This is a genomic window from Vibrio aestuarianus, assembly GCF_012395185.1.
In the GTDB taxonomy this organism is placed as follows: domain Bacteria; phylum Pseudomonadota; class Gammaproteobacteria; order Enterobacterales; family Vibrionaceae; genus Vibrio; species Vibrio aestuarianus.
In genome coordinates this window covers 43,596-68,730 of record NZ_JAAZTU010000020.1, presented here as the reverse complement: position 1 = coordinate 68,730, position 25,135 = coordinate 43,596, and the positions used below count along the sequence as shown (strand labels likewise).

Here is a 25,135-nt window from a genome sequence, read left to right as displayed (position 1 = left end):
GAGGTTACCTTGAGCCAATCATTACGTATTGTGTTTGCAGGTACTCCGGACTTCGCCGCCCGTCATTTGGCGGCGTTGTTGTCTTCGGAGCATGAGGTTATTGCCGTTTATACTCAGCCAGACCGCCCAGCAGGTCGAGGCAAAAAGTTGACAGCGAGCCCAGTAAAACAGATCGCTGTTGAGCACAACATTGAGGTTTATCAGCCAGAAAACTTTAAATCGGATCAAGCCAAGCAACAGTTGGCTGAGCTTAATGCCGATTTAATGGTCGTTGTGGCTTACGGTTTATTGCTTCCTCAAGCGGTATTAGATACACCAAGATTGGGCTGCATTAATGTACACGGTTCCATTTTGCCACGTTGGCGTGGAGCGGCTCCAATACAACGTTCTATTTGGGCTGGCGACAGTGAAACTGGCGTCACCATTATGCAGATGGATATTGGCCTCGATACAGGTGATATGCTGAAAATTGCCACCTTGCCCATCGAAGCGACTGACACCAGTGCCTCTATGTATGGCAAACTGGCAGAATTAGGCCCACAAGCTTTGGTCGATTGCATCGCAGATATTGCCAGTGATAAAGCCATTGCCACTAAGCAAGATGACGCTTTGGCCAACTACGCTAAAAAACTCAGCAAAGAAGAAGCAAAAATCGATTGGTCGATGGATGCCGCTTTCATTGAGCGCTGCGTGCGTGCCTTTAACCCATGGCCAATGAGCCATTTCGACGTTGCAGAAAACACTATCAAAGTATGGCAAAGCCGCGTTGAAGCACAAACAAGCAACCAACCAGTTGGCACTATTGTTCAAGCTGATAAGTCTGGTATTTATGTTGCTACAGGCAATGGGCTATTGGTACTTGAACAACTGCAAGTGCCAGGCAAAAAAGCACTGCCAGTACAAGATATCCTTAATGCTAGAGCAAGCTGGTTTGAAGTGGGTACACAGCTTAGCTAAACCTTCGCGAGGGTAGAGATACCCTCATTAATTTCATTTTAAAATTCGGTATTACTCATGAATGTTCGCGCTGCTGCTGCCAATGTTTTGTTCCAAGTTGTCGATAAAGGCCACTCTCTTTCTCACGCCCTTCCTGCGGCTCAAAAAACCATTAAGCCAAGAGACCATGCCCTACTGCAAGAGATTTGCTACGGTGCTTTACGTTATTTACCTCGTTTAGAATCGATTGCTAACGAATTGATGGATAATTCATTAAAGGGCAAAAAACGCGTTTTTCATCACCTTATTTTGGTTGGCATTTATCAACTCAGTTTTATGCGTATTCCAGCACACGCTGCCGTTGCTGATACGGTAGAAGGCACAAAAACGCTACGAGGACCAAGCCTTGCAGGCTTAATCAATGCCGTATTGCGTAGCTATTTACGCGATCAAGAAGCCTTAGATGCGCATGCTGTCAGCCATAATGCAGGTAAATATGCTCATCCAAGTTGGTTACTGAAACTGTTACAGCAAGCCTATCCCGACCAATGGCAACAGATCGTTGAAGCCAATAACAGCAAAGCGCCAATGTGGCTGCGTGTTAATCGCCAACATCACACCAGAGATGAATATCTAGCGCTGCTGAAAAATGAAAACATTGAATGCGATGTACATTCTCACGCTTCTGACGCCATAAAATTGCTCACGCCTTGCGATGTGACATTATTGCCTGGCTTTGATCGTGGCTGGGTGTCGGTACAAGATGCTGCCGCACAATTGGCTGTCGATTACTTAACACCAAAAGAGGGCGAATTGATCTTAGATTGTTGCGCAGCTCCTGGTGGTAAAACGGCGCATATTTTAGAGCACACCGTCGATACTGAAGTGGTTGCAATTGATAGTGATGCCACCCGCCTTGAGCGTGTGTATGACAACCTTGAACGCTTACAACTACGTGCCGATGTTATTTGTGGTGATGCACGCTACCCTGAAGAATGGTGGCATGGCGAGCAATTTGACCGAATTTTGTTAGATGCGCCATGTTCAGCAACGGGGGTAATTCGTCGTCACCCTGACATCAAATGGTTGCGTCGTGGCAGCGATATTGAGGTATTAGCTGAATTACAAAGCGAAATTATGGATGCAATGTGGAAGCAATTAAAAGTCGGTGGCACTATGGTTTACGCGACTTGCTCAATTACTCCGCAAGAAAATAGCCTACAAGTAAAAGCATTCTTAGCGCGTACCGCAAACGCACAGCTTGTTGGATCGGATAAAGAACAGCCGGGACGTCAAATTCTTCCTGGTGAAGAAGATATGGATGGTTTCTACTACGCAGTATTAACCAAACAAGCCTAAAATCAGCGAACATTGGCAGCCTTGTGCTGCCTTTTCGGTTACCGAAATTCGGTAGTTAAAGAAGAGAAAACAATATGAAAATCATTATTCTTGGTGCAGGTCAGGTCGGTGGCACACTGGCTGAAAACTTGGTCGGCGAGAACAATGACATCACCGTTGTCGATAAAAACAGTGATCGCTTACGTGAGCTACAAGACAAGTATGACTTACGAGTCGTCAACGGCCATGCCAGTCATCCTGATATTCTGCGTGAGGCAGGTGCTCAAGATGCTGACATGCTGGTTGCAGTGACAAACACCGATGAAACTAACATGGCCGCGTGCCAAGTGGCATTCTCTTTATTTAACACACCCAACCGAATTGCACGGATTCGCTCTCCTGAATATTTGGCTGAAAAGGAAACGCTTTTCCAATCGGGTGCGATTCCTGTCGATCACTTAATTGCCCCAGAAGAACTGGTTACCAGCTACATCGAACGTTTGATTCAATATCCAGGCGCACTGCAAGTTGTCAGCTTTGCCGAAGAAAAAGTTAGCCTAGTGGCAGTCAAAGCCTACTATGGCGGGCCTTTGGTAGGGAATGCGTTATCGGCATTACGTGAACATATGCCCCATATTGATACTCGCGTTGCTGCTATTTTTCGTCAAGGCCGTCCGATTCGACCACAAGGCACTACCATTATTGAAGCGGATGATGAGGTCTTTTTTGTCGCTGCGAGTAACCATATTCGTTCAATCATGAGTGAACTACAAAGGCTTGAGAAAACGTATCGCCGCATCATGATTGTCGGTGGTGGTAACATTGGTGCAAGCCTAGCCAAACGCCTTGAACACTCTTACAGCGTCAAACTGATTGAGCGTCATTACCCACGCGCTGAACAGCTATCCGAAGAGCTAGAGAACACCATTGTGTTTTGTGGTGACGCAGCAGACCAAGAACTGCTCACGGAAGAAAATATCGACCAAGTTGATGTCTTTATCGCTCTAACGAATGAAGATGAGACCAATATTATGTCAGCCATGCTCGCAAAACGCATGGGCGCCAAAAAAGTGATGGTGCTAATCCAGCGCGGTGCTTATGTTGACCTTGTGCAAGGTGGGGTCATTGATGTTGCCATTTCACCGCAACAAGCCACTATTTCAGCGTTACTGACCCACGTACGTCGAGCCGATATTGTCAACGTATCATCACTACGCCGTGGTGCCGCTGAAGCGATAGAAGCGATCGCTCATGGCGATGAAAGTACTTCGAAAGTGGTTGGTCGCGCGGTCGGCGATATCAAACTACCACCAGGCACAACCATCGGCGCCATAGTGCGTGGTGAAGAGGTATTGATTGCTCACGATCGTACCGTTATCGAACAAGATGACCACGTCGTTATGTTCCTGGTCGACAAGAAATACGTGCCTGATGTCGAAACCCTATTCCAACCTAGTCCATTCTTCCTATAGGTTATTGGCGTTATGTTGAATTTACGCCCCATTTTATTTGTTATTGGGTTAGTCCTTTCTAAGCTAGCCCTCTTTATGTACGTGCCAACATTAGTTGCTTTTTTTACAGGTACCAGCGGTTTTTTAGATTTTGCCCAAGCGGTCATAATCACTCATGTCGCCGCCTTTATCTGTCTAAGCCTTGGACGCACCAGTCACTTCAAGCTCAGTGTACGTGACATGTTTCTCATCACTAGCTTAGTGTGGACTATCGCCAGTGCGTTTGCGGCACTACCCTTTGTGTTTATCAACCACATTAGTTTCACCGATGCTTACTTTGAAACCATGTCTGGCATTACAACAACCGGTTCAACCGTTTTAAGTGGCCTTGATAATATGTCTCCAAGCATTTTACTGTGGCGATCCATCTTGCAATGGTTGGGTGGGGTTGGCTTTATCGTGATGGCGGTAGCGGTACTACCAATGCTTAACGTGGGTGGCATGAAACTGTTCCAGACTGAATCATCTGATTGGTCAGATAAAAGCAGCCCAAGAGCTAAAACCGTTGCCAAAAACATCGTTGTCGTTTACTTGGTTCTCACCTTACTATGCCTCATTGGCTACATGCTAACTGGCATGACCTTTTTTGAAGCGATCAACCACTCGTTTACCACCCTTTCAACCGGCGGATACTCGACCTCGGATGGGTCAATGAACCATTTTTCTAACGGGGCACACTGGGTTGCGACCTTGTTTATGTTTCTGGGTGGCTTGCCGTTTTTATTGTTTGTCACCGCCTTACGCAAGCGAAAACCTCAAGCACTCTACAAAGACGCGCAAGTACGCGGTTTTACTTATCTCTTTTTGGTCTCAAGCCTAATCATCACCGTGTGGTTAATCGTACGAGATGGTTATAACTGGCTTGATGCTCTACGCGTGTCAATGTTTAACATTATCTCTGTCGTCACAACCACAGGGTTTGGCTTAGAGGACTTTACCGCCTGGGGAGCATTACCCAGCACACTATTTGCTTTCCTAATGATGGCAGGAGCCTGTTCTGGCTCGACATCCGGAGGCATCAAGGTGTTCCGTTTTCAAATCGCAATGACCTTACTCAACAAGCAAATGATGAAACTCATCCATCCATCAGGGGTATTTGTTCAGCGATACAATCAACGCCCAGTCAATGATGACATAGTGCGTTCTGTGGTTGCATTTGGTATCACATTTTTCATCACCATCATTGCTATTGCTGGCTGTTTAAGTGCCATGGGGCTTGATCCTATCACCAGCATTTCAGGCTCTATCACTGCGGTTGCCAACGTTGGGCCTGGAATGGGTTCAGTGATAGGTCCGACAGGTAATTTTGCACCACTGCCAGATGCCGCTAAATGGGTATTAAGTTTCGGCATGCTGATGGGGCGCTTAGAAATTTTGACTATTCTAGTATTATTTTTTCCTGCATTTTGGCGACGTTAATATGACCATAAAACACGTAATAGCAGCATTACTTAGCGTTGCGACCAACGGCGCTTTCGCAGCGCAATCAGTCACTTTAGATGATGGACGTCAAGTTCAGTTAAATGATGACTTTACTTGGCAATACATTGCCAAAGAAAACACCCTACCAACAGCCGCAGCCATAGCAACACCGATTGCGCAAAAAACGCAGGGGACAGTGTTTAACGTCGCTTCAGAGAAATCGATTATGCAATTGTCAGACTCAGGAATCGACATTGTGCTTGGCGCGGCAAGTTATCAAAATGGTGAGCTTATTATTCCAACCGCCCTCACTAATCAAAGCTCTCAATCAGTTATTGAAGTGACACTAGCAGTAACGATTTTTAATGAGCAAGACCAAGAGCTAGCTACTGGGAAAGCCACAGTTTGGCAGTCGATCAAACGGATGGCAGAAAGCTACCTACGTCCACAGACTCAAACGCAAGGTAGGCCGATTAAGCTTAAAATCAGTAAGCAAGACAGCTACCACATTGATGCGAAAGTTGAGAAAATCGAAACCCGCTAGACAGGATTAACGTACCAGTAAATCGCAAAATAGTGGCAAGCGCTTCCTGCCAAAACAAACAAATGCCAAATGGCATGATTGTATGGAATGCGCTTCGCCACATAGAAAACCACCCCTAACGAATAAACCAAACCACCCACAGCAAGTAGCACAAGCCCACCGGTATCAATATGCAGTGCCAGTTGATAAATCACAACTAATGACAGCCATCCCATCGCCAAGTAAGTCACTAAAGAGAGTTTTTTAAAGCGATAAACAAAAGCGATTTTCATGATGATGCCAATCACAGCCAACAACCAAATCACCACCATTAAACCGATTGCCAAGGGCGTTCTTAAGCTGACCAATAAAAAGGGCGTATAACTTCCTGCTATTAGTAAATAAATTGCACAGTGATCGAGTGTTTTAAGCCAACGTTTTGTTTTTGGAGAAGAAAAAGAGTGGTAAAGAGTTGAGGCAAAAAAAAGTGCAATCATACTGCCACCATACACACTCATACTGATCAACGTCAGTGCGTCAGCTTGATGGTTTATTGATTTGATCAGCAGCAAAACCAGACCGATAACACTGAGCACCAATCCCAAACCATGACTCAGCGCGTTCGCCGCTTCTTCACGAACACTATAGCTACTGCTGTGGGGTACCGACATAAAAGACCTACACTGGAGCAATCGAATATTTGCTCCAGTATCGCACACTTCAGCTTACAGTTGTAAGCCCAAATTTAATTTTATTGTGATGAGCTATCGAGATAATCCAACACTTGCTGACCAGCCCTGGAAGGAGAGATTTCAGCTGCAATCGTCAGTTGCCGTTTTAATTCACCCATTCCCAGTAGGCTAGCGAGCATTCCGCTTGCACCAGTGCGATGTCTGTCAATCTCAAACCATAAAGTTAAGCCATCCTCATCACGAAACGCGACGACTTCCAGTTCACGCCATCGCCCATGAAAAGGACCAGTCGTCGGCACGAATTCAAACTCTTGCACAAAAGGTAATGCCATCCCTTTCACTGCTTCACATTCGACTTTACGAATTCTGAGTCCGTGCTCCTCTAACGCATTAAAAATACCGTCCATTAATGGATCTGGGCGTACGGTCAGAATGTCTTTATCAGTAGGATCAACAGCCATTGCGATATCAAGTCCCGTTTCTAACCAAACTTTCGCATCACCAATCGTCACAGGAGTGTTCCAAGGCACGTTCAGCTCAATATCAAAATCCCGCGTCTCACCAGGCTGAATAGTAAAAGCGTAAGGTAGCGTCCAGCGCGTCAAAATATAGGTTTGATTGACTCGTCGAGTATGGCCATTTTCTCGTTGACTGTTGTTAAGTGGCACTTCTGCCACGTACTGACAACAAAGCTTCAGCTCAATATTGTCAATCTCTTGGGCACTTGCCCCTCCATAGACATGAATAGTGACATTCACGTTTTGGCCAGGGTACAACGCCTCTTGGTGAAGCACTGAATCCACCCGTGCCGAACCAATTCCAAAACTCGCGAGGGTTTTCTTTATAAACGACATAGGCACCTCCAATTATCTTCAATCCAGTGTAATGCGGATCAGATTACAAACTCAATCGTGCACTTCACACAATTTTAGCCTTTATTTTCATTAATATTGACAAGAACAACTGCTCAACTATCGATCAATTTAAAACTTGGTGCTAATCTTATTTCGATATCAATGCATATCGTTATTCCTGAATAATTATTTGGATTGGCGAGAGCCAGAAGAGCCACCCTTCATTTTTTTGAAGCTCAACTCATGGTTATTCAGGCCATTAAATTGGCAATGGATGTGCCTGACCGTTAGGTTAATAAATGCGCCCAACAGCTGTCAGGTGTTCGCACACAAACCGTAGTGCAATGCGTCGTCGTAGTGGCTTTGCCGCTGCTCCGGTTGCAAAAAAAGTCGCTCCTGCAATGACTTTAGTTGAAAAAAATGCTCTCACTGCATCAAGTCCAACTAATGTTGTTCAGGCTGCATAATTAAAAAGCGCAGCTAAAACTGCGCTTTTTTCTTTTCTCTCAACTGGACTTCAATCGGCAATTTGATACCTTTAGCTCAAAATACTTATAAAAAATGGGGAAAAGAAATGCAATGCCACAGAATTGAAGAGCTACTTGAATTGCTTGAGCCAGAATGGCAAAAAGATCAACAGCTGAACTTACTGCAATTTGTCGTAAAACTCGCTCAAGAAGCGGGCTACCAAGGTCCGCTTGAAGAATTAACGGATGATGTGTTGATCTACCATCTAAAAATGCGCAACAGTGCTAAAGATGAGATGATCCCAGGGCTAAAAAAAGACCAAGAAGATGATTTCAAAACAGCCCTACTACGCGCGCGTGGCATCCTAAAGTAACCAAATTCACTCTCTCAAAGCGACCTTTTCTGGTCGCTTTTTTATTGCGACAAATACAGCTGTTTGTCGCTTTATTGTTAAAGGTTGATAGTGTTAAAGAAATGAAGTTGTTATTGACGTTATAATTGTTATCTCAATTCAACTGTTAAACCTATTGCTCATCAAGGTAACAGCGTTAATCACAGTCGCAAGCAATCACCGACAGTGTGTAAAAAAGCAATGTCGCAGAGTGTGAACTAATAGAAATCACACCTTAGCAGCCCAAAAAGGATCATTTAATGAGTCAGGATAAAATCGATATAAAGGATGTGACTCCAAAAACATTTAACCCCAAAACTCATAAAGGGAATGGGGATAGGTTCAACCCTAGCAATCGAATTTATGTACGCGAAAGTAAAGGAGCTTATCAACAACTGCGTCGCTATGGCGGTTGGTTTTTGCTACTGCTATTCACCCTCGTCCCTTGGATTTCATTTGGTGATCGCCAAGCGATTTTATTGGATATCGGCAACCAACAATTTAATTTTTTTGGCACCACTCTTTATCCACAAGATCTGACCTTACTCGCCTTACTGTTCATGATTGCCGCTTTTGGGCTCTTCTTCATTACCACCTTTCTAGGACGAGTATGGTGTGGTTATTTGTGCCCACAAACCGTCTGGACTTTTATGTACATCTGGTTTGAAGAAAAATTGGAAGGTTCTGCCAATAAACGGAAAAAGCAAGATTCCACGAAACTCACCGCTAACTTAGCCATGCGTAAAATGGTCAAACATGTAGCTTGGTTGGCCATTGCCCTCGCGACTGGTTTTACTTTTGTTGGCTACTTCGTGCCAGTGCGTGAATTAGTAGTGGATTTCTTTACTTTAGATGCAAGCTTCTGGCCTGTGTTTTGGGTACTGTTTTTTACTATCTGTACTTACGGAAATGCGGGTTGGATGCGTTCTATCGTGTGTATTCACATGTGTCCTTATGCTCGCTTCCAATCAGCGATGTTTGATAAAGATACCTTTATCGTCGGCTATAACAGCAAACGTGGTGAAGCTCGCGGCCCCCGCTCTCGCAAAGCCGATCATAAATCGCTGGGCCTAGGTGACTGTATTGATTGTGATTTATGTGTTCAAGTGTGCCCAACTGGAATCGATATTCGTGATGGTTTGCAGTATGAATGCATTAACTGTGGAGCCTGCATTGATGCTTGTGACACCACAATGCAGCGTATGGGTTATGAGAAAGGCCTAATCAGCTATACCACTGAACACCGTTTATCAGGCCATCACACCAAAATCATGCGTCCGAAACTGTTGGGCTATGGTGCGGTGTTACTGGTGATGCTTGGTTTATTTGTCGCACAAGTTGCCAGCGTTGACCCAGCAGGTTTAAGCGTTTTACGTGACCGTAGCCAACTATTTAGAACCAACAGCAGTGGCGAAATAGAGAATACTTACACGCTCAAAATCATCAACAAAACACAGCAAACACAGACATATAAGTTAGATGTAACCGGGCTTAGTGACGTATCTTGGTATGGTAAACAAACCATTGAGGTCAAACCGGGCGAAGTATTAAGCCTACCGATGAGCCTTGGGGTTAATCCCGACAAACTCAGCTCTTCTGTTTCAACGATTCAGTTTATACTCTCGGATAGCAACCAATTTACGATAGAAGTTGAGAGTCGATTCATCCAAAAACTCTAGCTTCTCAACTAATGGAAAAAGGCTCAGCAATGAGCCTTTTTTAATCATGACCAAACCATCTTTTCATTTTGATGCTCTCACTCCAGATTTAATGTGGTATGCCTTAGAAAGCATCGGCATTCGCGCTGAATCTGGTTTTCTTGCCCTTAATAGTTATGAAAACCGCGTCTATCAGTTTACAGATGAAGAACGTCAACGCTACGTCGTGAAATTTTATCGCCCAGAGCGTTGGAGCACTGAACAGATCCAAGAAGAACATGATTTCACACGCGAACTTTATCAAGCAGAAATCCCTATAGCTGAACCACTACTACTCAATGGTGCAACCTTGCATCATTACCAAGGTTACTGTTTTGCGCTATTCAACAGTATGGGCGGACGTCAGTTTGAAGTAGACAACATGGACCAATTGGAAGCGGTGGGGCGTTTTCTGGGACGTATTCATAGCATTGGCGCTAAACGTACTTTTCACCACCGCCCAACTATTAGCTTAGATGAATACCTCTACCAACCAAGACAACTGCTCGAAAACGCATCGTTTATTCCCCAGCACTTACAAAATGCTTTTTTCAATGACTTGAATCTGTTGATCAAAGCCATTGAAAACCAATGGCCTAAAAACTCACCGCAAATCCGCTTACATGGCGATTGCCATCCAGGAAATATTTTGTGGCGTGATGGACCAATGTTTGTCGATTTAGACGACGCGCGTAACGGGCCTGCAGTGCAAGATCTGTGGATGTTGCTCAATGGCGAACGCCAAGATAAGCTAATGCAACTGGATATTATTCTGGAGTCATACCAAGAGTTTCATGATTTTAATGCTAGTGAATTGAAACTAATTGAGCCATTACGTGGTCTACGAATGGTGCATTACATGGCATGGTTGGCAAAACGATGGCAGGATCCTGCTTTTCCACTCGCCTTCCCTTGGTTTAATGATCCAAAATATTGGGAAAGCCAAGTTCTAGGATTTAAAGAACAAATAGCAGCGTTAGACGAGCAACCGCTCTCACTAATGCCACAATGGTAAGTCGCCTTAAAGAAAAAATGGAGTACACAATGAAGAAGCTGTTTGCACTCGTGGCAACCTTAATGTTGAGCTTATCTGCTCATGCAGCCCAATTTAACGAAGGTGAGCACTATAAAGTGCTGGATCTTGAACCATCTAAAAACCCAACAGTGACTGAGTTCTTCTCATTCTACTGCCCACACTGCAACACTTTTGAACCCATTATCACGCAGTTAAAAAAGCAACTTCCTGATGGCGCAAAGCTACAAAAAAATCACGTATCATTCATGGGTGGCTCTATGGGTAAGTCAATGAGCAAAGCTTATGCGACCATGATTGCTTTAAAAGTTGAAGATAAAATGATCCCGGTGATGTTTAACCGTATTCACAATATGCGTAAGCCGCCAAAGGATGATGCAGAACTACGTCAAATTTTCCTCGACGAAGGAGTTGATGGAGCAAAATTCGACGCGGCATTTAACGGTTTTGCGGTCGATTCCATGGTGCGTCGTTTTGATAAACAATTTCAGGATAGTGGCCTAAGTGGTGTACCAGCCGTGGTGGTAAACAACCACTACCTAGTACAAGCACAAGGCCTAAAATCTACAGATGAGTATTTTGCTTTGGTTAATTACCTATTAACAAAATAGCCACCGATCTCAATCCATAGCAAAATGGGGAGCTACTGCTCCCCATTTCTCATTTATATATTGTTTTCAATAATTCATCTTTTTGCTGCCACAACTGACCGAGCCACATCTGGAACTGTCTTTTGTATGGCTTATCATTAAAATAATCACCTAAAACTTGCTCATCAACAGGCAACACCTTCACTCTCACGACAATCTTACTCATCCGCCCCATCAACATGTCTCGAAATGGTTTATCTCGATTTTGTGGGTAAGCCAACGTAACATCAATAACCTTTTCAAACTGTTCTCCCATCGCAGCTAATGTGTAAGCAATACCACCAGACTTGGGTTGCAGTAAATGTTGATAACCAGCTTTACTTTGGCGTTGTTTGTCAGGAGTGAAACGCGTTCCTTCAACATAATTAACCACGGTCGTTGGATGATGTTGAAACTTAGCGCAGGAGCGGCGAGTCGTGGCCAAATCTTGGCCTCGCTTATGCGGATGACGCAGTAAATATTCTCGTGAGTAGCGGCGCATAAAAGGCATATCCAGCGCCCAACATGCCATTCCGACGAAAGGGACATACAACAACTGCTGCTTGAGGAAAAACTTAGGCATCGGAATTCGGTCTTTAAACACGCAGCACAGCACCACAATATCAGTCCAACTGAGATGGTTACTAATCATCAAATACCAACCTTGCTTTTTAAGGTCATCAACACCTTCAACATCCCATTCAATCCGGTTAGATAATGCCATAATACCCGCATTGAATGTCGCCCATAACCACATAGTTTTATTGGCCGCTTGAGTCGTTTTATGCTGCAAAAATGCGCTTGGAGAAAGTGCTTTTAAAACCGCAAACAGACAGATAAAAATAGAACAAAATGCAGTATTTAAAATAACTAATGCCACATTGAATACCAATATTAGATAAGCCCACATAACTTCCCAATTCAGTGTTACTGTGAAGAAAAAACAGCGAGTGATTATACAATCCCCTCTCAACATTGGAATCTTTCATAAAATGGTCAGATTAGTTTTATTATGTTGTAATCATGATCAGTTCAGTTAGGTAAACCAGTCATCACTCTAGAATATGGATATTTAGACATGAAAAAAACCGTTCCAGTCATCATTGTGAGCCTGATATTTTCGTTACCGGCAGCGGCAAGACCAGCCCCATCAAAAGGTATAAGTGGCGAGATATCAATTAATGCTCTTTTTTCGTCATCAACGTCCAATTTCAACACCGATGGTGAAGAAGTCCTAACATCAATCAAAGTGCAAATAGTGAGTCTGGTTTCGTTATCGCACCACTAGGTAATATTGCTTATACCTTTGGCAAACGCAGTGAACAGCAGCTCTTTGCTGGTACTACACGTTCTGATGTTGCTATCGGCACACTTGCTTTAGAGTTGGGATACAAATATCAATTAGCTTCAGGTACTAGCGTCAGTATCGCTTACTTACCAACCGTAATGTCTAGTAAAACGTGGGCAGACCCATATAAAGTTGGAACCAAACGTGAAGAGACTGATGAATCAGGCAATGCCTACCGCCTGAGATTCGAGAACATTCAAGGTTCACCACTCTCTCTTGATTTCGCCTATGCCACGAAAGATATCGACAATGAGCAAATCACGCGTTCAGAGTTACTCAGAAATGGCGAAAGTTATTACCTCAAAGGTCAGTATCGTCTAATGCTCAATCGAGGCACTATATTGATGCCCGCTTTAACCTATATTGACCATCAGGCTGACGGTAATGCCAATTCTTACCAATCTTATGCTCTCGATCTCTCTTACTTTCAATTGATGGGTAGGCATCAACTGGCATTAACTGCGGGTTATACCTACAGAGATTACGATGGTGAAAACTCTCTTTACAACAATACAGTACGTAGTGATGATGAATTCAGTCTGTTCGCCGCTTATGAATACAATCAATTAATGGGGTGGCAGAACTGGTCGTTAATTTCACTAGCAGGTTACGGCAATTCCAATTCCAATATTACCTTTTACGACGAATCACAACTCTTCGCCTCAGTCGGTATCAACTTTAAGTTCTAAAATTACGCGTTATACCGCTTGAGCCGTTAACTGCTTTAGTAAACGATCCATGGCTCGATAACCGAGCGCTTCAGCGAGATGGGGTTTGGCTATCTGCTCAACCCCTTCCAAATCAGCAATCGTGCGCGCCACTTTGATGATGCGATGATAAGCACGAATCGAAAGCCCTAGACGGTGTAGTGCATTTTCTAAGAATTCAGCATCCGTTTTAGTTAGTGGGCAGTGGCGCTCAATTTCTCGACTACCGAGCAAAGCATTCACTTTACCATTGCGCGCCAGCATCCGCTCACGAGCAATAAAGACACGCTCTTTAACCACCTCGGTACTTTCACCGCGATCTCCACCACTAGCTAGCATCCCCTTCGGCAGTAAGGGGATTTCAATCGACATATCGAAACGATCAAGCAATGGGCCAGACAAGCGACCCAAGTAACGTAAAATACTTTGTGGGTTAGCCCTGGCTTGCGTGCCTTCATAATAACCGGTTGGACTTGGGTTCAGCGCGCCAACTAATTGAAAGCGCGCCGGAAAGCGAGTTTTACCCTGAGCTCTTGAGATAATAATTTCTCCAGACTCCAAGGGTTCACGCAAAGAATCTAAGACTTTTCTTTCAAATTCCGGCATTTCGTCAAGAAACAATAACCCGTTGTGTGCTAAAGAGATTTCACCAGGTCTTGGAATAGAACCCCCACCGACAAGCGCCGCCATGGAGCTTGAATGATGAGGGGAACGAAAAGGCCGTTGCTTCCAATTGTGCTGATTGATTTCTTGCTGCGTCAACGACGCCACCGAGGCAGTCTCCATTGCTTCATCCTCATTCATCTCTGGCAATAAATCGCATAAGCGTGAAGCCAACATGGTTTTACCGGTACCAGGTGGCCCGAGAAAAAGCAGGTTATGATTACCTGCAGCGGCTATCTCTAATGCACGCTTTCCCTGCTGTTGACCAATAATATCTTGTAAATTTCGAAGGCTCTTAGTGTGAAGTGGCTTAGGTTCAGTCTGAAATAGAGAAAGTGTCTGCTGACCACATAAATCAGCGCACACTTCCAATAAGGTTTGTGCTGATTTATGCAATTCTTTTCCAACCAACGCCGCTTGATCACCATTACCTTGCGGCACGACCAAACAACGCTTAGCTCGGTTGGCCGCCAATGCTGCTGGCAGCACGCCTTTGACAGAACGAAGTTCGCCAGACAGCGCAAGTTCACCAATAAATTCATAGCCTTCAAGCTTGGTCAATGCGATCTGCTCGGAAGCCGCTAAAATACCTAGAGCAATAGGTAAATCAAAACGTCCCCCCTCTTTAGGGAGATCTGCGGGCGCGAGATTTACCGTGATACGTTTAGCTGGGAACTCAAAACGAGAGTTAATGATGGCGCTACGCACTCGATCGCGAGATTCTTTGACCGTGGTCTCCGGCAGACCAACCAAAGTAAAGCCAGGCATTCCATTGCTAATGTGAACCTCAACGGTCACATTTGGTGCTTGCACGCCAACACTGGCGCGACTGTGGATGATCGCAAGTCCCATTTCATTCCTTTGTCTTTGATTAAAAAGCATTCACTCGAGTAATTGTATCGTTATGAAGCACGGTTATTTGTTATATAACCCGCCCTGATGCTGAGAGAATGTGAAAAAAGAATGAGTTTTTGCTTGTCATTTAACGGAAATGTATGTTACCACTAGAGACGCAAACAATTTCGTAAGATATTACGGCAACTATTTTAAGAATTAAGTGATGAATTTGAACGCCCGCATTAACCTACTGCTAAGCCTGATTATCGTGGTCATTATTGATTCCGCGCGGGGGCTGGTGGGCGCTAAGTAACCACAAGATTTTAAAAACCCCCGCACTGAAAAGTCCGGGGGTTTTTTTACAACTATTAAACTAAAAAGTGCATACTGGTTGGGGATTATCTAACCAGAGATGAACAGGAAGAATGGGAGCCGCACATGACGTGCAAACACAACATATTTGGCTGTGCTAAACACAGCTTGGGAGGGTTACGATGACAGGAGCACAACTGGTTGTAGCCGCATTGACACAACAAGGCATTAAAACTGTTTTTGGTTACCCCGGCGGAGCCATCATGCCCATTTACGATGCTTTGTATGACGGTGGCGTAGAACATATTTTATGTCGCCACGAACAAGGCGCCGCAATGGCCGCTATCGGGATGGCGAGAGCCACTCAGGACGTTGCAGTATGTATGGCAACCTCCGGCCCAGGAGCCACCAACCTTGTTACCGGCCTTGCCGACGCTTTTCTTGATTCAATTCCCCTCGTAGCCATCACTGGCCAAGTCGCTAGCTCTCATATTGGTACCGATGCTTTCCAAGAAATGGATGTGATTGGCATGTCGCTGTCGTGTACTAAACACAGCTACCTCGTTACCGATATCCACGATCTCGCACCAACGCTTGCTGAAGCATTTGAGGTTGCCAAGGCTGGCCGACCAGGTCCAGTGATTGTGGATATCGCTAAGGATGTACAACTCGCACAAGCTCCAGTATCACAACTGCCTGCTTTTACGCCACCAGCGCTTCCTGTAGCCAACGAAGAAGAGTTGAGTAAAGCGCAGCAACTGCTTGCACAAAGTTCACGCCCAGTACTGTATGTGGGCGGCGGAGTACAACTAGCCAAAGCAACAGATTCAGTACGCGAATTCCTACGCCTTAACCCGATGCCGTCGGTGAGTACCTTAAAAGGGCTGGGCAGTATTGAACGTAATGACCCTCATTACCTTGGTATGTTGGGTATGCACGGCACAAAAGCCGCGAATCTAGTGGTGCAAGAAAGTGATTTATTGATCGTGGTCGGTGCGCGTTTTGATGACCGAGTAACAGGAAAATTAGATACCTTTGCACCACACGCTAAAGTTATTCATATCGATATTGATGCCGCAGAATTCAATAAACTGCGCGTAGCCAATGCGTCACTTCGTGGTGACATCAACGTCATTCTTCCACAACTTGAGCTAACTCGTGACATCGCTCCTTGGGTTCATCATAGTGAAAGTTTACGCAGTGGCTTTAAATGGCGCTATGACCACCCTGGCGATCTCATTTTTGCTCCCCTATTACTAAAGCAATTATCAGACATGATGCCCGATTCTGCGATCGTGTCGACAGACGTCGGCCAGCATCAGATGTGGGCGGCGCAGCATATTCAGCCTCGTGCACCACAAAACTTCATAACCTCAGCCGGCCTTGGCACCATGGGTTTTGGGTTACCAGCATCAATGGGCGCAGCCGTTGCTCGCCCAGATGATCAATCCATTCTTATTTCTGGTGATGGCTCGTTCATGATGAACGTTCAAGAACTTGGCACGCTAAAGCGCCGTCAAATCCCAGTAAAAATGGTGCTACTGAATAACCAACGCTTAGGCATGGTGCGTCAATGGCAATCGCTGTTCTTTGATGGCCGCCACAGCGAGACGATTTTGGATGACAACCCAGATTTCGTAATGCTAGCTAAAGCCTTCGATATTCCAGGCAAAACAATTACCAAAAAAGAAGAAGTTGAGCCGGCACTTAAAGAGATGCTGGCGAGCAAAACTGCTTATCTGCTTCACGTTTTAATTGATGAAGAAGAAAACGTATGGCCGCTCGTACCACCGGGTGCCTCAAATAGTGATATGTTGGAGAACACCTAATGGATAGATACCTATTAGACATCAAAGCCGATGATAAACCGGTGCTATTGGAGCGTGTTCTACGCGTTATTCGCCATCGCGGTTTTGTGATAAAACAAGTGGCAGCGACTCAGAACCACTCGAGTAAAGTCGCCAGCGTTGAGATCATTGTTGATAGTGATCGCCCCATCAGCACACTGATCAACCAAATTGAAAAATTGTGGGACATTCGCACTGTCGATGTCACCCCAATCAAAAATAACGAACTACCGAATAACAATTTACAGCAAAAGATTTGTGCATAAGGAAGGCAATAAATGGCAACAAAAACTGCAGACTACATTTGGTTCAACGGTGAAATGGTACCGTGGGCAAATGCTAATGTTCATGTACTCACACACGCTATGCACTACGGCACTTCGGTATTTGAAGGCGTACGCTGTTACAACACCCCTAAAGGCCCAATCGTCTTCCGTCATAAAGAGCACGCTCAACGTCTAAAAGATTCGGCAAAAATTTATCGCTTCCCTATTCCTTACACTCTTGATGAAATCATGGAAGCAACTCGCGAAACTTTGCGCATCAATAAATTAGAATCAGCCTACATTCGCCCACTCGGCTTTGTTGGTAACGTCGGCCTTGGCGTTTGTCCACCGGTAGATACGGAAATGGACCTCATCATTGCCGCTTTCCCTTGGGGTGCTTACTTAGGTGACGAAGCATTAGAAAATGGCGTAGATGCGATGGTGTCAAGCTGGCATCGTGCCGCGCCAAACACCATTCCAACCGCAGCCAAAGCTGGTGGCAACTACTTATCTTCTCTACTGGTTGGTGGTGAAGCTCGTCGCCACGGTTATGCTGAGGGTATCGCTTTAAGTGTTGATGGCTACCTTTCTGAAGGCGCAGGTGAGAACATTTTCGTCATCAAAAATGGCGTAATCCTCACTCCGCCAACCACTAGCTCCATTCTGCCAGGTATTACGCGTGATTCCATCATGACACTGGCTAAAGACATGGGCTACGAAGTACGTGAAGCCAACATCGCGCGCGAAGCTCTCTACCTTGCTGACGAAATTTTCATGACCGGAACGGCGGCAGAAATTGTCCCAGTACGTAGCGTTGACCAAATTACAGTTGGAGAAGGCAAACGTGGGCCAATCACAAAAGTGATGCAAGAAGCTTACTTTGGCCTATTTAACGGCACCACAGAAGATAAGTGGGGCTGGTTAGATTACGTGTACCCACAACCGAAGTAATAGAGGACGATTGACAATGCCAAAGTATAGATCCGCCACCACTACACACGGACGTAATATGGCTGGAGCGCGCGCATTGTGGCGCGCTACTGGCGTAAAAGATGAAGATTTCGGTAAGCCGATTATTGCGGTGGTTAACTCGTTCACTCAATTCGTGCCGGGCCACGTTCATCTTAAAGATATGGGTCAATTGGTTGCAGGTGAAATCGAAAAAGCAGGCGGCATCGCCAAAGAATTTAATACCATCGCGGTAGATGATGGTATCGCCATGGGTCATGGTGGCATGTTGTACTCACTGCCATCACGCGAATTGATCGCAGACTCTGTCGAATACATGGTCAATGCGCACTGTGCCGATGCGATGGTCTGTATCTCGAACTGTGACAAAATCACCCCAGGGATGATGATGGCAGCATTGCGCCTCAACATTCCTGTTATCTTTGTTTCTGGTGGCCCAATGGAAGCGGGTAAAACCAAGCTTTCAGATCAAATCATCAAACTCGATTTAGTCGATGCGATGATCCAAGGCGCGGACCCTAAAGTTTCGGATGAACAGAGCGAACAAATTGAACGCTCTGCCTGCCCAACTTGTGGTTCATGTTCAGGGATGTTTACCGCTAACTCGATGAACTGCTTAACCGAAGCACTTGGCCTTTCTCAACCGGGCAATGGCTCTATGCTAGCAACGCACGCCGATCGCGAAGCGCTATTCCTCAATGCTGGCAAACGCATTGTTGAATTAACCAAGCGTTACTATGAGCAAGATGATGCATCAGCTTTGCCGCGTAATATTGCCAATAAAGCCGCCTTTGAAAATGCCATGGCACTCGATATTGCTATGGGAGGGTCAACCAATACGGTTTTACACCTATTAGCCGGCGCTCAAGAAGGTGAAATCGATTTTGACATGGATGATATCGACCGCATGTCTCGCCGCGTGCCTCATCTGTGTAAGGTGGCACCATCGACCCAGAAATACCACATGGAAGATGTACACCGCGCGGGTGGCGTGATGGCGATTCTTGGTGAACTTGACCGCGCTGGTCTCATCAACAATCAAACTCGCACCGTGTTGGGTTTAACGATGAAAGAACAGTTGGCTAAGTACGACATCATGCAAACGGAAGACGAAGACGTCTTAACCTTTTTCCGTGCCGGTCCTGCGGGTATTCGTACCACAAAAGCCTTCTCACAACAGTGCCGTTGGGATCGCCTAGATGATGATCGCAAAGAAGGTTGTATTCGCACCAAAGAGCATGCTTTTAGTCAAGATGGTGGTCTGGCAGTACTGTCAGGCAACATTGCCGTTGATGGCTGTATTGTAAAAACAGCTGGGGTTGATGAAGGTAGCCTGAAATTCCAAGGCCCAGCCGTGGTCTTTGAAAGCCAAGAAAGCGCTGTTGATGGCATCCTTGGTGGCAAAGTCAAAGCTGGTGATGTTGTCGTCATCCGCTATGAAGGTCCGAAAGGCGGTCCGGGCATGCAAGAAATGCTCTACCCAACGACCTACCTCAAATCAATGGGACTGGGCAAAGAGTGCGCACTATTGACTGACGGCCGTTTCTCTGGCGGCACTTCAGGGTTATCAATTGGTCACGTTTCTCCAGAAGCGGCTAACGGCGGCACGATCGGCTTGGTCAACTCTGGTGATATTATTGCCATCGATATTCCAAACCGCTCAATTACGCTCAACGTTTCTGAAGCTGAACTTGCTGAGCGCCGTGCGAAGCAAGATAAGCTTGGCTGGAAACCGGCCGATCGCCAGCGTGAAGTCTCTTTTGCACTGAAAGCTTACGCAAGTATGGCCACCAGCGCAGATAAAGGGGCTGTTCGAGATAAATCTAAGCTAGAGGGCTAGCTTATGAGTAACTCTAACCAAGGGACCCAAACTGGCGCAGATTATCTGCGCCAAATCCTGCGCGCGCCTGTGTATGAAGTAGCAACGGTTACGCCATTGCAAGATATGCCTCGCTTATCCGCGCGCATTAAAAACCGCGTCCAACTTAAGCGTGAAGATCGCCAACCAGTGCATTCGTTTAAGCTACGGGGTGCCTACAATATGGTATCAAGCTTAACGGAAGCGCAAAAACAGGCTGGCGTTATTGCAGCCTCGGCGGGCAACCACGCCCAAGGGATGGCGCTCTCGGGAACAAAATTAGGCATTAAAACCACGATTGTGATGCCAAAAACAACCCCCGATATCAAAGTTGAAGCGGTGCGAGGGTTCGGTGGACACGTTGTTTTGCATGGTAATAATTTTGATGAAGCCAAAACCGAAGCTGAACGTTTATCTCGCGAACAAGGCTATACCTTCGTACCACCGTTTGATCACCCATTGGTGATAGCAGGCCAAGGCACCATTGGCATGGAGATGCTGCAACAAAATGGCCACCTCGATTACATTTTTGTTCCCGTCGGTGGTGGTGGTTTAGCTGCAGGTGTGGCGGTACTCATCAAACAACTGATGCCCGAAATCAAAGTGATTGCCGTTGAACCAGAAGATTCAGCCTGTTTAAAAGCGGCATTAGATGCCGGTGAGCCAGTGGTGCTTGATCAAGTCAGCATGTTTGCCGACGGTGTCGCGGTAAAACGCATTGGCGATGAAACCTTCCGTTTATGCCAGCAATATATTGATGGCCACATTACTGTATCAAGCGATGAAATCTGCTCTGCGGTTAAAGATATCTTCGAAGATACTCGTGCCATTGCTGAACCTTCAGGTGCGCTTGCATTAGCAGGTCTGAAGAAGTTTGCTGAGAAAAATAAGTTGGTGGACAAACAACTTGGTACCGTGCTTTCTGGCGCAAACACCAATTTCCATGGTTTGCGTTATGTTTCTGAACGCTGTGAATTAGGTGAAAAACGTGAAGGTCTTCTGGCGGTTACTATTCCAGAACATCAAGGGGCTTTCTTCGAGTTTTGCAACATCATTGGCGGCCGGGCGGTTACTGAGTTCAACTACCGTTATAACGATGACAAGCTAGCGAACATTTTCGTTGGTGTACGCCTAATGGGCGGGCAAGAAGAGCTCGACAGCATCATTCACGATTTGCGTAATGGTGGCTACCCTGTGGTTGACCTCTCTGACGATGAAATGGCAAAACTACATGTGCGTTATATGATTGGTGGCAAACCGTCTAAGCCACTCAAAGAGCGCTTGTACAGTTTTGAATTCCCTGAATATCCTGGCGCATTACTTAAGTTTTTAAGTACGTTAGGAACACATTGGAACATTAGCTTATTCAATTATCGTAATCATGGTGCTGACTATGGACGAGTATTGTGTGGTTTTGAGCTCGATGAAGATGATTTAACTCGCTTCTCTGCCCACTTACGTGAACTTGGCTATCAATGTAAAGATGAAACCGATAATCCTTCCTATCAGTTCTTCTTATCTTAAACAGCAAAATGCCAGTCGATTGACTGGCATTTTTATATCAACCATGCGTAATACGCATATATCTAATGCTAAAGTTTCATTTTATTCATAGTGAATTCAGTACTACACTTATCTGCATATTTTCTTTGCTGCGCAAATCTGGAGATCAGAATGTTTAATGCTTTAATCCTTAACCAACAAGACAAACGCACCCTAGCGGCTATCGAACAGATCGACGAATCACAGCTGCCTGAAGGCGATGTATTGATTGCTGTCGATTATTCATCACTAAATTATAAAGATGGTTTAGCGATTACAGGCAAAGGTAAAATCATTCGTAATTTCCCGATGGTGCCAGGTATTGACCTTGCAGGTAAGGTAATTGAATCTCAAGATGAACGCTACCAAGCGGGTGACGAAGTAGTCCTTACCGGTTGGGGTGTTGGTGAAAACCACTGGGGCGGCATGGCACAAAAAGCCCGCTTGAAAGCCGACTGGTTAGTTCCACTAGCACAAGGTCTTGATAGCAAAAAAGCGATGATGATCGGTACCGCTGGTTTTACCGCCATGCTTTGTGTACAAGCTATTTTAGATGCGGGTATTAAACCAGAAAATGGTGAAATTCTAGTGACAGGTGCAAGTGGTGGCGTTGGTTCAGTAGCTGTAACACTATTAGCCAACCTAGGCTATAACGTTGCTGCGGTAACCGGTCGTGTTGAACAAAATGGCCCACTGCTAGAAAAACTTGGCGCAAGCCGCATCATTGATCGTGTTGAATTTGAAGAGCCAGCTCGCCCACTGGAAAAACAAATTTGGGCAGGTGCTGTTGATACCGTTGGTAGCAAAGTATTGGCAAAAGTATTGGCGCAAATGGATTACAACAGCACAGTTGCAGCGTGTGGCTTAGCAGGCGGTTTTGACCTACCAACTACGGTCATGCCATTCATCTTACGCAACGTTCGCCTACAAGGTGTTGATTCGGTTTCGTGCCCATTAGAAAAACGTATTGCCGCTTGGGAAAGCTTAGCCAAACTACTACCAGCTAGCTACTTTGAACAAGCATGTAATGAAATCGCACTTGCCGATGCACCACAATACGCCGAAGCCATTACCAATGGTCAAGTAACGGGTCGTGTTGTTATCAAGCTTTAATCAGTGATTAACCCATTGATATAGTCATGAGGCTTTGGTGATTTCCAAAGCCTTAAATTTATCTATATATCTAATTTCATCTCTTCGACACGTTTTGCGATCAAACGGCTGCATTCCTGTTTCACTATCCGCCTTAACCACTCTTGTGCTGGAGAATGCTCGCATCGTGAATGCCAAATCATCGAATATTCAAAAGAAGTAAACTGGAAAGGTAAAGGTTTTACCACCAAGTCATAACGTTCTGCGACCAAGTATGCGAGATCCGCTGGGACAGTGATAATCAGTGGCATGGTATCGACAATCGCTAATGCGGCTTCTAAATGATAAGCCCGCAGTACCATCTTGCGCCTAGGTTGGCCAAGTAACGCTTGTTCAATTAACGCTTTAACCCCATCACTAATGGCAATCATCGCATGTGGATAGGCTAAGTAATCATTTAACGTCATCTGCTGATTGGCTAATGGATGCTGGCGAGAAAACAGACAGAGCACACCAACACGGCCAAGCACCTCACTTCTCAAAGGCGCAACCGGAGAGGTGGGTCGGCAAATGGCTAAATCCGCACCCTCATAAGTCAATTGATCAGCCAATCTATCATGCTGCAAAGGCAAAAATTCGAATGAGACATTGGGTGCTTCTTGATAAATCCTTGGTAAGGCAAACGGCAAAATGGTCTGCATTGCGTAATCGGTCGTCGCAATGCTAAATGTCTGATCACACAGCCTGGGATCAAACTCAACAGGGGAAAGGAGCTGACGAAGTGATTCTAAAGGTTCACCTAAAGCGCGATCAATTTCGAGCGCTTTTTCTGTTGGAATCAGATGCTGGCCTTGACGAGTAAATAACGGATCATTTAACAACTCACGCAATCGACCAAGTACTCGACTCATGGCTGATTGACTGAGGTTTAAACGATTCGCTGCTTTGCTGACACTGCTCTCTTCTATCAGCACACGCAGCGCGACAAATAAATTGAGATCTCGACGATAAATTTCTTCCAATTCCACACAAATACTCAGCTTTCTATCTATGAATGGGTTAATTGTACGCCTTGGATAAAAAAAATCCCGCCTTTCAGCGGGGAAGCCCAAGAAAATGGGGATAGTGTCGGAATGTATTTTGTGTAGTGCAAATGCGATAGGTTAATGTTTCTGCTCTTCAGATACACCTTTCCAGAGGTGCATTTCAAGCCAAATTCCTACAATAGAAGCGCCAACACCCGCAAGTGGTATTAGTGACGTCTCTGCTGGTGTACGCATAACTAAAGCACAGAACGAAATAAAGCAAAGAACAGAATAGATGGTCAGCCTGTCTAGTGCTGTTAACATGTTCGTACCTCGCGTCAATTGTTACCAACTTGTTAACTAAATTAAAACAAAAAGATCACTTTGCCAAGTGGTTATTGAATATTTTTTCTTCACCAGTATTATCTACGCCTTATTCTTATATCCATTAGGTTTAATCATGACATTTGATCCAGCACTAGCCACACGTATACTCGAAGCAGAGGGATTACGTTGCCCAGAACCGGTAATGATGGTCAGGAAGACAATTCGAACCATGGATGATGGCGAAATATTATTAGTGAAAGCGGATGATCCTTCGACAACTCGAGATATTCCGAGTTTTTGTCGCTTTATGGATCACCAACTGATTGCGGAAAAAACCGATCAACTACCGTATCAATATTTGATTAAGAAAGGCTTAAACTGAGGCGTGTTGAGCTTACGCGGTTAAATTCGAGATAAAAAGGCTGCCCCATATGGGGGACAGCCTTTTTTGTATTCAGTACACGTGAATTCATTCTCTGTATTCGATTTCACGGAGCTCAGACTGCAGCTTATTTATCTGCTTCTGCATGGCCCGTAATTCCTCGTGCATTGGCATTAGGTGAGCAACTCGGATCCATGACTCAACCGTTAAGCCAGCTAAAATAATGGCTCCTGCTACCATGGGCAACCACATCTCGGTTAAGGCCATTCCTAACAGCGTTAATGCAAAGCCGAATGTAAACAAGTAACTTTGGCTCTTGGCACTCATTCCCATATAACGTGTCAGCATAAGTTTTCCCTCTTATTAGGATCGTCATGCATTACACTAGCATGACAATCATGACACGACTATGTCAACCATCACGCAATGATAGGACATGAGTAACAAAGTGTGATTGAGCCAAAAT

Annotated in this window: 24 protein-coding genes and 1 pseudogene; 18 read left to right on the top strand and 7 right to left on the bottom strand. The window is 45.2% G+C overall.

Annotated features, from left to right (window positions below; genetic code table 11):
• The first annotated feature begins 9 nt into the window (after window positions 1-9).
• The 5 genes from fmt to HGG78_RS11150 all read left to right on the top strand — a co-directional run bounded on the left by fmt (window position 10) and on the right by HGG78_RS11150 (window position 5,751).
• Complete coding sequence (gene fmt / locus HGG78_RS11170) at window positions 10-957, top strand: methionyl-tRNA formyltransferase (protein WP_172532915.1); 948 nt, start codon at window positions 10-12, stop codon at window positions 955-957.
• Window positions 958-1,014: 57 nt separating this feature from the next.
• Window positions 1,015-2,295, top strand: coding sequence for a 16S rRNA (cytosine(967)-C(5))-methyltransferase RsmB (gene rsmB, locus HGG78_RS11165; protein WP_172532914.1), 1,281 nt, complete (start codon window positions 1,015-1,017; stop codon window positions 2,293-2,295).
• Window positions 2,296-2,369: 74 nt separating this feature from the next.
• On the top strand, window positions 2,370-3,746 hold the full coding sequence (gene trkA, locus HGG78_RS11160) for a Trk system potassium transporter TrkA (protein ID WP_053312193.1): 1,377 nt from the start codon (window positions 2,370-2,372) through the stop codon (window positions 3,744-3,746).
• A gap of 12 nt (window positions 3,747-3,758) precedes the next feature.
• Entirely contained in the window at window positions 3,759-5,204 is a 1,446-nt protein-coding gene (locus HGG78_RS11155; RefSeq protein ID WP_172532913.1) for a TrkH family potassium uptake protein, read from the top strand.
• 1 nt (window position 5,205) lies between these two features.
• Window positions 5,206-5,751: a DUF3157 family protein gene (locus tag HGG78_RS11150; RefSeq protein ID WP_172532912.1), complete on the top strand. Its 546-nt coding sequence runs from the start codon at window positions 5,206-5,208 to the stop codon at window positions 5,749-5,751.
• Here the strand turns inward: HGG78_RS11150 and trhA are convergent.
• Together trhA and HGG78_RS11140 are read right to left on the bottom strand one after the other, a co-directional pair.
• The gene (gene trhA, locus HGG78_RS11145) at window positions 5,748-6,401 is read right to left on the bottom strand and encodes a PAQR family membrane homeostasis protein TrhA (RefSeq protein ID WP_172532911.1); all 654 of its coding nucleotides are present in this window, start codon (window positions 6,399-6,401) and stop codon (window positions 5,748-5,750) included. The two genes, HGG78_RS11150 and trhA, sit on opposite strands and share 4 nt — an antisense overlap.
• 80 nt (window positions 6,402-6,481) lie before the next feature.
• Window positions 6,482-7,276 (bottom strand): sporulation protein, encoded by a 795-nt coding sequence (locus HGG78_RS11140; protein WP_053312189.1) that lies wholly within the window; start codon window positions 7,274-7,276, stop codon window positions 6,482-6,484.
• Between the two features lie 299 nt (window positions 7,277-7,575).
• Between HGG78_RS11140 and HGG78_RS11135 the strand changes: the two genes are divergently transcribed.
• From HGG78_RS11135 to HGG78_RS11115, 5 genes are all read left to right on the top strand, one after another.
• A complete protein-coding gene (locus HGG78_RS11135; protein WP_141652930.1) occupies window positions 7,576-7,743 on the top strand; it encodes a hypothetical protein in 168 nt (55 codons plus the stop codon).
• Between the two features lie 107 nt (window positions 7,744-7,850).
• Window positions 7,851-8,117, top strand: coding sequence for a YihD family protein (locus HGG78_RS11130; RefSeq protein WP_172532910.1), 267 nt, complete (start codon window positions 7,851-7,853; stop codon window positions 8,115-8,117).
• A gap of 278 nt (window positions 8,118-8,395) precedes the next feature.
• Complete coding sequence (ccoG, locus tag HGG78_RS11125; protein ID WP_053312187.1) at window positions 8,396-9,814, top strand: cytochrome c oxidase accessory protein CcoG; 1,419 nt, start codon at window positions 8,396-8,398, stop codon at window positions 9,812-9,814.
• Between the two features lie 46 nt (window positions 9,815-9,860).
• The gene (locus tag HGG78_RS11120; RefSeq protein WP_171979833.1) at window positions 9,861-10,847 is read left to right on the top strand and encodes a serine/threonine protein kinase; all 987 of its coding nucleotides are present in this window, start codon (window positions 9,861-9,863) and stop codon (window positions 10,845-10,847) included.
• A gap of 29 nt (window positions 10,848-10,876) precedes the next feature.
• Window positions 10,877-11,476 carry a thiol:disulfide interchange protein DsbA/DsbL gene (locus HGG78_RS11115; RefSeq protein ID WP_053312185.1) on the top strand — a complete coding sequence of 200 codons (600 nt, stop codon included), beginning with the start codon at window positions 10,877-10,879 and terminating at the stop codon, window positions 11,474-11,476.
• A 49-nt stretch (window positions 11,477-11,525) separates the two neighbouring features.
• Here HGG78_RS11115 and HGG78_RS11110 read toward each other — a convergent pair whose 3' ends face one another.
• A complete protein-coding gene (locus HGG78_RS11110) occupies window positions 11,526-12,404 on the bottom strand; it encodes an acyltransferase (protein ID WP_168523823.1) in 879 nt (292 codons plus the stop codon).
• 168 nt (window positions 12,405-12,572) lie between these two features.
• Between HGG78_RS11110 and HGG78_RS11105 the strand changes: the two are divergent.
• Window positions 12,573-13,531, top strand: a pseudogene (locus HGG78_RS11105) (DUF2860 domain-containing protein).
• Window positions 13,532-13,540: 9 nt separating this feature from the next.
• Here HGG78_RS11105 and HGG78_RS11100 read toward each other — a convergent pair.
• Window positions 13,541-15,064, bottom strand: coding sequence for a YifB family Mg chelatase-like AAA ATPase (locus HGG78_RS11100; protein WP_168780644.1), 1,524 nt, complete (start codon window positions 15,062-15,064; stop codon window positions 13,541-13,543).
• 479 nt (window positions 15,065-15,543) lie between these two features.
• On the opposite strand from HGG78_RS11100, the gene ilvG reads away from it, so the two are divergent.
• The 6 genes from ilvG (at window position 15,544) to acuI (ending at window position 22,956) form a co-directional block, all read left to right on the top strand.
• Window positions 15,544-17,190 (top strand): acetolactate synthase 2 catalytic subunit, encoded by a 1,647-nt coding sequence (gene ilvG / locus HGG78_RS11095; protein WP_053308890.1) that lies wholly within the window; start codon window positions 15,544-15,546, stop codon window positions 17,188-17,190.
• Complete coding sequence (ilvM, locus tag HGG78_RS11090; RefSeq protein ID WP_053308889.1) at window positions 17,190-17,474, top strand: acetolactate synthase 2 small subunit; 285 nt, start codon at window positions 17,190-17,192, stop codon at window positions 17,472-17,474. The genes ilvG and ilvM overlap by 1 nt, the downstream gene beginning before the upstream one ends.
• A 12-nt stretch (window positions 17,475-17,486) precedes the next feature.
• Window positions 17,487-18,425, top strand: coding sequence for a branched-chain-amino-acid transaminase (gene ilvE / locus HGG78_RS11085; protein ID WP_172532909.1), 939 nt, complete (start codon window positions 17,487-17,489; stop codon window positions 18,423-18,425).
• 16 nt (window positions 18,426-18,441) lie between these two features.
• Window positions 18,442-20,283 carry a dihydroxy-acid dehydratase gene (ilvD, locus tag HGG78_RS11080; RefSeq protein ID WP_172532908.1) on the top strand — a complete coding sequence of 614 codons (1,842 nt, stop codon included), beginning with the start codon at window positions 18,442-18,444 and terminating at the stop codon, window positions 20,281-20,283.
• 3 nt (window positions 20,284-20,286) lie between these two features.
• Window positions 20,287-21,825, top strand: a complete 1,539-nt coding sequence (gene ilvA / locus HGG78_RS11075; RefSeq protein WP_172532907.1) for a threonine ammonia-lyase, biosynthetic — start codon at window positions 20,287-20,289, stop codon at window positions 21,823-21,825.
• 150 nt (window positions 21,826-21,975) lie between these two features.
• Window positions 21,976-22,956 carry an acrylyl-CoA reductase (NADPH) gene (gene acuI / locus HGG78_RS11070; protein ID WP_172532906.1) on the top strand — a complete coding sequence of 327 codons (981 nt, stop codon included), beginning with the start codon at window positions 21,976-21,978 and terminating at the stop codon, window positions 22,954-22,956.
• Between the two features lie 62 nt (window positions 22,957-23,018).
• Here the strand turns inward: acuI and HGG78_RS11065 are convergent, their stop codons facing one another.
• Both HGG78_RS11065 and HGG78_RS11060 read right to left on the bottom strand, forming a co-directional pair.
• On the bottom strand, window positions 23,019-23,963 hold the full coding sequence (locus HGG78_RS11065) for a LysR family transcriptional regulator (RefSeq protein ID WP_172532905.1): 945 nt from the start codon (window positions 23,961-23,963) through the stop codon (window positions 23,019-23,021).
• A 135-nt stretch (window positions 23,964-24,098) separates the two neighbouring features.
• Entirely contained in the window at window positions 24,099-24,284 is a 186-nt protein-coding gene (locus tag HGG78_RS11060) for a hypothetical protein (RefSeq protein WP_053308892.1), read from the bottom strand.
• A gap of 136 nt (window positions 24,285-24,420) precedes the next feature.
• Here HGG78_RS11060 and tusA point away from each other — a divergent pair, with 136 nt between their 5' ends.
• Window positions 24,421-24,669, top strand: a complete 249-nt coding sequence (gene tusA, locus HGG78_RS11055) for a sulfurtransferase TusA (protein WP_053308891.1) — start codon at window positions 24,421-24,423, stop codon at window positions 24,667-24,669.
• A gap of 87 nt (window positions 24,670-24,756) precedes the next feature.
• Here the strand turns inward: tusA and HGG78_RS11050 are convergent, their stop codons facing one another.
• Entirely contained in the window at window positions 24,757-25,017 is a 261-nt protein-coding gene (locus HGG78_RS11050) for a hypothetical protein (RefSeq protein WP_053308883.1), read from the bottom strand.
• Window positions 25,018-25,135 lie beyond the last annotated feature (118 nt).